9 protein-coding genes and 2 pseudogenes are annotated in these 7137 nt (G+C 70.4%); 6 read left to right on the forward strand and 5 right to left on the reverse strand.

Going from position 1 to position 7137, the window contains the following annotated elements; translation table 11 throughout:
* On the reverse strand, positions 1 to 566 hold a 566-nt coding region (locus WH07_RS33865), incomplete at its 3' end, for a hypothetical protein (RefSeq protein WP_046508677.1).
* Between the two features lie 128 nt (positions 567 to 694).
* Between WH07_RS33865 and WH07_RS33870 the strand changes: the two genes are divergently transcribed.
* From WH07_RS33870 to WH07_RS33880, 3 genes are all read left to right on the forward strand, one after another.
* Positions 695 to 1126 (forward strand): Hsp20/alpha crystallin family protein, encoded by a 432-nt coding sequence (locus WH07_RS33870; protein ID WP_046508666.1) that lies wholly within the window; start codon positions 695 to 697, stop codon positions 1124 to 1126.
* 100 nt (positions 1127 to 1226) lie between these two features.
* Positions 1227 to 1622, forward strand: coding sequence for a DUF2267 domain-containing protein (locus WH07_RS33875; protein ID WP_046508679.1), 396 nt, complete (start codon positions 1227 to 1229; stop codon positions 1620 to 1622).
* A gap of 65 nt (positions 1623 to 1687) precedes the next feature.
* Positions 1688 to 2122, forward strand: coding sequence for a DUF2267 domain-containing protein (locus WH07_RS33880; RefSeq protein ID WP_046508668.1), 435 nt, complete (start codon positions 1688 to 1690; stop codon positions 2120 to 2122).
* Between the two features lie 95 nt (positions 2123 to 2217).
* On the opposite strand, the gene WH07_RS40610 is transcribed toward WH07_RS33880, so the two are convergent.
* A complete protein-coding gene (locus WH07_RS40610) occupies positions 2218 to 2577 on the reverse strand; it encodes a hypothetical protein (protein WP_063775878.1) in 360 nt (119 codons plus the stop codon).
* 372 nt (positions 2578 to 2949) lie between these two features.
* Here WH07_RS40610 and WH07_RS36520 point away from each other — a divergent pair, with 372 nt between their 5' ends.
* A complete protein-coding gene (locus tag WH07_RS36520) occupies positions 2950 to 3228 on the forward strand; it encodes a class I SAM-dependent methyltransferase (protein ID WP_052744652.1) in 279 nt (92 codons plus the stop codon).
* Between the two features lie 758 nt (positions 3229 to 3986).
* Here the strand turns inward: WH07_RS36520 and WH07_RS33895 are convergent.
* Complete coding sequence (locus WH07_RS33895) at positions 3987 to 4556, reverse strand: MarR family winged helix-turn-helix transcriptional regulator (protein ID WP_079023785.1); 570 nt, start codon at positions 4554 to 4556, stop codon at positions 3987 to 3989.
* Positions 4557 to 4637: 81 nt separating this feature from the next.
* Here WH07_RS33895 and WH07_RS33900 point away from each other — a divergent pair, with 81 nt between their 5' ends.
* Positions 4638 to 5162, forward strand: a complete 525-nt coding sequence (locus tag WH07_RS33900) for a cupin domain-containing protein (RefSeq protein WP_046508671.1) — start codon at positions 4638 to 4640, stop codon at positions 5160 to 5162.
* Positions 5163 to 5214: 52 nt separating this feature from the next.
* Positions 5215 to 5763 (forward strand): dihydrofolate reductase family protein, encoded by a 549-nt coding sequence (locus WH07_RS33905; protein ID WP_046508673.1) that lies wholly within the window; start codon positions 5215 to 5217, stop codon positions 5761 to 5763.
* A gap of 281 nt (positions 5764 to 6044) precedes the next feature.
* Here WH07_RS33905 and WH07_RS33910 read toward each other — a convergent pair.
* Together WH07_RS33910 and WH07_RS38460 are read right to left on the reverse strand one after the other, a co-directional pair.
* Positions 6045 to 6411: pseudogene (locus tag WH07_RS33910) on the reverse strand (lamin tail domain-containing protein).
* 211 nt (positions 6412 to 6622) lie between these two features.
* Positions 6623 to 7137: pseudogene (locus WH07_RS38460) on the reverse strand (DnaB-like helicase N-terminal domain-containing protein); the annotation flags it as partial.

Here is a 7137-nt window from a genome sequence, read left to right on the forward strand (position 1 = left end):
TTGTATAAGAGACAGTGGATGAGCTCGGCGGGGTCGTCGTGGGCGAGGGCCGCGTGAAGTTGGTCGAGCGGGTGGCGGGCGGCGGTGGGCAGGTCGGTGAGGGCGGTGATCTGGCCGGCGAGGCGGCGCAGATCGGCGGCGTTGCGGCGGGCCCAGGTGGCGGTGGTGCGCCTCACGGCGCGGCGTTCGCGGGTGGCCTGGACGCGTTGTTCGCCGGTGGTTCCGGCGGGGCCGGGCCTGCCCCGCAGGTAGCGGCGTTCGGCGGCCTGGCGGCTGGCGACGCCGAGGGGGTGGGCGAGGTCGGCCCAGCTGGCTCCGGCGTGGCGGGCGGTTTCGATCAGGCCGGTTTCCCATCCGGCGAGCTGCTCGCGTACCTGCCGCAGCAGCAGGAGGGAGGCCAGGGCCTGCTCCGGGCCGACACCGGGAGCGCCGGGGGCATCGGGCGTCTCGTGCTGCGCGTCGTGCAGGGCGTCGTCTATGGCTTTCAGTGCCGCCGCAGCGGCGAGAAACGAGGCCGGGCTCTGGGCGTCGGCGCTGGAAGAGGCCGGCTGATCGGCTGCTGTCACGGGCACCTCCTTCGGAATTGTCATCCACTGGACGACGCTGTGTTTGTCATCCATTGGATGACATGTTACAACGGTTTCAGTGCAGCGCATTGGCAGCAACTGCCCGAACCTGCTGGAGGTGTTTCGTGATGTTGATGCGCACCGACCCCTTCCGTGAGCTCGACCGGCTGGCTCAGCAGCTGATGGGCCCGGGTACCTGGTCGCGGCCGGCCGCGATGGCGATGGACGCCTACCGCGAGGGCGACGAGTACGTGGTGGCCTTCGACCTCCCCGGCGTCCGTCCGGACGCGATCGACATCGACGTCGAGCGGAACATGCTGACCGTCAAGGCCGAGCGCCGCCCGGTCGCGAAGGCCGACGACGTGCAGATGGAACTGTCCGAGCGGCCGCTGGGTGTCTTCTCCCGGCAGATCGTGCTGGCCGACACCCTCGACACCGAGCACATCAAGGCCGACTACGACGCAGGCGTGCTCACCCTGCGCATCCCGATCGCCGAGCGCGCCAAGCCCCGCAAGATCTCCATCGACGTCGGATCCGACCGCAAGGAGATCTCCGGCTGAACCCGGCGACGCGGGCCGAACAGCGGCGGAGGACGGGCACCTGATCTCCCCTCACCCCGTCCTCCGCACCCCACTGGACGGAAGAAGGGTGGCGGCCGAGGTGACCCTGCGATGGGAAGCGTTCCTCGACCACGTGAAGGAACGCGGCGAGTACGACAGCCTGCACGAGGCAGAGCGCGCGGCCCGCGTGGTGCTCGCCCTGCTGGGCGCGCACCTGGTCGGCGAGGTCCGTGCCCAGCTGGCGGCACGCCTGCCGGAAGACTTCGCCCTGATCCTCCTCAACCCGCTCCAAAGCAGAGAACCCCTGCCACCGGAGCGGTTCGTGCGGGCGACAGCGGCCTGGATCGAGGGGGCCACCGAACAGACCGCCACCTGGGACGTCAGCGCCGTCCTCAGCACGGTCGCCGACGCCGTCGGCGACGACCTGCTGGGGCAGATCCTGCTCCAGCTCCCCGCGGGCTACGACCTCCTCTTCGGCCACCCCCAGCCCGCCTGATGGAACCACCCACACAGCCGGTGCCCGCGCACCGGCACGGCGAAAGAAAGGCAACCACCGCAGTGATGTCCGACAGGCGTCCACTCCTCCAGCACACGCCCGTGATGACGTACGAGCAGATACTGGAGAAGGTTCGCTACGAAGGCGCCTACCCCACCCGGGAGAGGGCCGAGGAAGCCGTCCGCCTGGTTCTCGCGGGACTCGGGCGCCAGCTGACGGGCGACGAACGCGTCGAACTGGCCGCCCGCCTCCCCTTCGAAGCCGCCCGCGTCCTCACCGCACAGATCCCCGGCACCCAGCCGCTGACCGGCTGGGCCTTTGTCAAGGACCTCGCCGCCCGCACCGGCGCCACCCTGGGCACCACCCGCTGGGACACCGGATCCGTCCTCTGCGTCGTCGCAGCCCTGGCCGGCCCCGACCTCCTCACCGACATCCTGCGCCAGCTCCCCTCCGGCTACGCGCTGCTGTTCGGCCGCGCCGAACTCACCCAAGCCGCATAGGCGAAGCCCGAACAGATGACGCAGACTGTGCCTGCCGAGTGTTGGTGATCTTCCCCGGCGGCAATCGAGGGTCCGAGCTGGCCTCGGGGCCACTCTCACAAACGGTCCTTTGCGAGCCGAGCAGGGCGATCCATACATCCTCCGCCGTCCACGGAAGTCCGAGGGGACATCGTGATCGCCCGTGCCCGCCAGGCGGCCACCAGCTTCCCCGAGCAGTCCGCCAACAGCCCCTCGGGCAGCCCGAGCTTGCGCACGTCGTTGAGCTTGGTGATCTCCGTCAGCAGGGAGCCCAGGCCGACCGCGCCAGGGTCGCGCTTGAGCGCGGCCAGCAGCGCGGTACGCGCCTCAGCCGGATGCCGGACGGCGCCCCGCTCCGGCTGCTGACGGGGGTGCTGGTGTCGGCGGACGCTCCGAAGGTGGTCCGGCAGGACGACGGCAGTCTGACGATCAGGCACGCCGAGACCCTGTTCGTGTGCGTGCCGACCGGTGCTGTGCCGGATGCGTCACCGTGTGGCAGTGGTCGGGCTCGGTCCGTCGCGGGCAGTGTTGCCCGCCAGCGGACCCTGCTCGGTCCGTCGCGGGCTGACCACCCGGATTTCCCGGCGCGTTGGCGGGGGCCCGCCCGTACGGACGAGCCCCCGGTCGGCCATCACGCCGGCAGGTCCGGACGCCGCCCTCTCGTCGTCACACCGGTGTGGCTCCGGATTGAGGTGGTCGCCAGTGTCTCGCCCTAGCGCCCGTGCCGTTACGGAGACAACGATCGTGGTGACGAAGAGTTGTTGTGGGGTGGGTTGGAGGGGGAAGAGATGGGGCGCGTGTTGTGACCATTGGAGCCGGCGACCGAGGCGAAACACCGGCTGTACACGAGGTGTTTCGACGCGTGGTGGCCGATCCTGCTGCAGCCTCAGGGCCGTGACGGGCGGAGCTGGCCGAGGGTCACGTTCCTGGACGCGTTCGCCGGCCCCGGGCGGTACGAGGGCGGGGAAGGGGGCTCGCCGGCGTTCACGCTGGACCGGCTGCTGACCCACACCGCGGTCGGGCGTATGAACCTGTCGCGGGAACAGGCCCGTTTGGTCTTCATCGAGAAGCGGCGCAGCCGCTACTAGCACCTGGTGCGCGAACTCACCGACCGGTTCGGGCCGCTGGACCGAATGCCGGTCCGTGTTGAGGTGCGCCACGGTGAGGCGGGCAGGGACCGCAAGCCCCTCGAACTCGGGGCCTGGGGGCCATTCGATCCTCGGGGTGTTCGACAGCTGGGGCAGCGTGACCGTGCCGCTCAGTCACGGACCACAGAAGTTGTGCCAGAACCCGATCGTGCGGGGCGCCCCCGCGCCATACCCCCTCCGCCCCGGCGGAGCTCTGCGCGCCGGTGCGTCTCGAACCCCGCGGGTATCGAGAGCATCATCAATCTCGTCCTGGGGCTGATCCTTGTAACGGCGAAAGCGGCCCTCGGGCACTGACCGGGCTCCGGCGGAACCCGGTCAGTACCCGGCTCGTCGCCACCGTGACAGGCTCGGCGCCACGCACGACCGTGCCCCCGGGCTTACGATCACCCCTTCGCAGCCAGCCCCGGACGCGAGGTCGCGACGCGGACCCCCGCGACTAACTCGGCGACAGGAGTCGTGAACGCGGGCGCACCCTCGGCGCGGCCACCCTGAAAGTACGCGGCTCCGCTGTAGGTCAGCGGAGCGCCGGTCCTGGAAAGCGTCGGGCAGGCCGGCCGTCTGACCGATCTCCCGGAGCTGCTCACCGTGCTTCGCGGTCCAGGGACCTGACCATCCACCGGATCTGCTTCCGACGGCCCGGTCGGCGCGCGCGTCACGCCGCTCTTCTCCCTCGCTGGCCGGATGGGCGTTGCTGGACTTCACCGGGCGGGGGCGGTCAGGTGGTGCAGGAGTTTGCGTGCCAGGGCGTCCAGGGTGGTCAGCTCTTGGGGCGTGAGGCCGGCCAGCAGGGTGGTGACGTTGGCGGTGTGCTGCGTCATAGCGGCGTCGACTGTGGCGTAGCCCTGTTCGGTGAGGCGGATCTTGAAGCTACGCCGGTCGGCGCGGTCCAGGGTGCGTTCGATCATTCCGGCGGACTCCAGCCGGTCCAGCCGGTTGGTCATCCCTGCTCGGGAGAGCATCAGCAGGTCGGACAGGCGTGAAGGGCTGAGCGTGTACGGGGCGCCTGAACGGCGCAGCGCTGCCAGGACGTCGAACTCGCCGCGCTGCAGGCCGAACTCGGTGAACACCCGCTCCTGGGCGGGGCCGAGGAGCAGGTTCACGCGGCCTAGCCGGCCGGCTACCGCGATCGCGGTGAGGTCCAGGTCCGGGCGTTCCCCCTGCCAGGCGGCGACCACGCCGTCCACCGCGTCCTGGGCGGCCGTCGAACTGCTCGCGCGTGTGCGGGGAGCAGCGGTGGGGTTGCGGTCGTGGGTGTCTGCGTCGCTCATGCCCCGATTGTAGTTCGAGGCCAGATACAAGCACCGCCGTATAGTTTGACGCCGTACTATCAGGCGTGTGACCATCACGGCATGAGCGAAACACACCCGCCGGGGGCGCCTGCGGACAAGAAGCCTGGGTTCAGCACCCTGGTGATACACCGAGAGGACGCTGAGTTCCTCGGCGCCGGGGCAGACACCATCGCGCTGCTGGCTGACGCGTCGGCCACCGGTGGCCTGCTGGGAGTCAGTCGCACGACCCTGGGGCATGGCAGGAACGGCGCGACCCCGCACTATCACCGCGGATCGGCCGAGTTGCTCTTCGTCCTGGACGGGCGGCTGCAGGTCCTGGCGGGCGAGGAGGTGGTGGAGGTCGAAGCCGGCGGCACCCTCGTAGTCCCGCCACAGACCATCCACGCCTTCGCGGCCCCTCCCGGGTCAGGTGCCGACGCGCTGATCGTGATCACCCCGGGTGTGGAGCGGTTCGCCTACTTCCGCCTGCTGGAACGTGTCCGCCAAGGCCGCGCCGACCCCCAGGATCTGCTGGCCGTCCAAGACCGCTTCGACACCCACTTCGTCGACAGCATCCCCTGGCGGCGGACTCGCGCAGCCGCCTGAACTCACCCCCTCCCCTCCCGGCGCCTAGCCGCGCACACTCCCAGGAGACACCTTGCGAAAGATCATCGCTTCCACCTACGCCACCCTCGACGGGTTCATCGACAACCCACACGAGTGGTCCCTGAGCTACAACAGCGAGGACGCCATGGCCTACGCCCTGGCACTGACCACCGGCTGCGACGCACTGTTGCTGGGCCGCGTCACCTACGAGGGCATGGCTCAAGCCTGGCCGAACATGGGCGGCAACCCCTACTCCGACCACGTCAACGCCATGACCAAGTACGTGGTGACCTCCCAGCCGGTCAACACCGCGGCATGGAACCCCACTACCGTCGTCCCGGGCGACGACCTCACCACCGAGATCACCAAGCTCAAGGAGCAGGACGGCGGCAACATCCTCACCTGGGGCAACGGCCGCCTCACCGACCACCTGGCCACGGCCGGGCTGCTCGACGAGTACAGGATCTGGATCTACCCCGTCCTCAAGGGCCAGGGCACACCGCTGTTCCGCCCCGAAAGCGTCACCGGCATAGAACTCGCCGACACCACCACCTTCACCTCCGGCGTCACGATCCTCACCTACAAGCCGACCTCCGACTGACCACCGCAGCGTTTCACCGCCGGCACTCACCGCTCGCGTCACCGTCCCCGGCGCGCCGGTCCCCACAGCCTCCTGAGCCTTCAGGGGCCCACACGGCGCTGAGACGGCACGTCCCGCCCGCAGCGTCCCAGCCGTCCAGGAAGGCGGCCAAGGCGCGGCGTTGCTCTTCCTCGCAAGCGACCTGCCGGCGAGGAGTCCCGGCCGACACCCCGGTCGGGAACGCGGGCGTACCCCCGGCGCGGCCGCGCCGGGGGTACGCCAGTCTGCTGCGGGTCGCCGGGTCAGCGGTGGCTGCCGCGTCCCCATGACTCGGAGTCGACGGTGCGGCCGCGGTCGTTGCGCAGGGTCGCGGTGTCGGCCCGGCTGGACCAGATGTAGGAGCGGCGGTCCTGGTAGACGTCGGTGCCGGTGTCGTTGCCTACGCCGGTGTGGACGCGGACGCTGGAGCGTCCGGCCAGGCACAGGTTGTCGTAGCGGTAGCGGTAGCGGTTGCCGTCACTGTTGCTGTTGCTGTCGGACAGGGTCCAGCCGTCCAGGTTGACCGCGCGGCGGCTGGTGTTGGTGACCTCGACCCACCCACCGTTCAGGGAGCGGTTCGCCCCGTTGTCGCGGCCCGGGGCCGTCGTACTGGATCTCCCCGAGCACCATGCTGGAGCGCGGCGCCGCCTAACGGGCCCCGTCCGCGGACGCCGGCAGGGCCGCGGCACCAACTATGGCGCCGGCGGCGAGAACCAGAGCGGCCGTACGACGGGCTGTTGTGGAAGTGGACATGATGCCCCCTCAAAACAGGCGCCTGCGGGCCCGCTGCCGGCCCGACGTGGCGTCGCGGTCGGCACCTACCTCGGCCCAGGCGGCAAATCCGTCGTCGCCGCGGTGGGACTGTTCCGGTGGCGTGCTGCCAGCGGGTGCGGACGGCGCCGATGTCGGCGAGGGATCGGCGGGCGCCGACGACGAGCTGGAACGGGGTGTTCGCCGGGTCGCGAGCGTACGCCTTGATGCGTCGGCCGGTGTGATCGGCGGTAGCCAGGAGGCAACGCCGCAGGACGCGCTCGCCCCAGTGTTCTACCGACCCGGTTGGTTCGGCCAGCAGGCGGAGCACATCATGGGGTTCGCTTCCGTCGTCCAGCAGACCGTGCTGCTGGGCCTCCCACAGGACTGTTATGGGGTCGACGGGCTCGTGGCGCCGGGCGAGGGTGGTCAGGCACTGCCACAGGCCGGCGTGCAGCGGCTGGGTGAAGTCCTGGTGGAGCAGCCACCGGATGGACTCGATGCCGGCGGGGTGGGCGGTGGCGGTCGCGAGCAGCAGCTGCTCCTCCTCGGCCGCCTCCGTGTGGTCGGGTGCGATGGCTGGCGGCGGTGGCGGGGTGCGGGGCG

Source organism: Streptomyces odonnellii (assembly GCF_000981895.1).
Classification (GTDB): domain Bacteria; phylum Actinomycetota; class Actinomycetes; order Streptomycetales; family Streptomycetaceae; genus Streptomyces; species Streptomyces odonnellii.